Origin of the sequence: Halomonas sp. ND22Bw, from assembly GCF_003011945.1 — a bacterium.
Taxonomy (GTDB): Bacteria; Pseudomonadota; Gammaproteobacteria; order Pseudomonadales; family Halomonadaceae; genus Halomonas; species Halomonas halophila.
This window is the reverse complement of record NZ_PXWD01000416.1, coordinates 1-341: the sequence shown is the minus strand read 5'-3', so window position 1 is coordinate 341 and position 341 is coordinate 1. Positions and strand designations below refer to the sequence as shown.

The 341-nt window shown below is 63.9% G+C and carries 1 pseudogene; it reads left to right on the top strand.

Going from position 1 to position 341, the window contains the following annotated elements:
• Positions 1-29: 29 nt before the first annotated feature.
• Positions 30-341 (top strand): annotated as a pseudogene (locus tag CVH10_RS18700) (methyltransferase); the annotation flags it as partial.

Below are 341 nucleotides of genomic sequence, written 5' to 3'. Positions count from 1 at the left end.
CGATCCTGGAGCGGATGGCGCCTGACGCGATGCTGATCGCGATCGACACCAACGCCGATTTCATTCGCTATCTCGATCATACGATCACGGATTCGCGGTTTGTCGCGGTCCATGGATCGGCGGCGGATGTCGAGCGGATCGTCGGCGAACACGGGCATGATGCCGCGGATTACGTGCTGTCGGGTCTGCCGTTTTCGACGCTGCCCGCCGGTATCGGCCCGCAGATCGCGGGCGCGACGCAGCGCGTGCTGCGCGTCGGCGGCGCGTTCCTGGTCTATCAGTTCAGCCCCAAGGTCCGCGATTTCATCGCGCCGCATTTTGCGCGGATCGATCACGACATG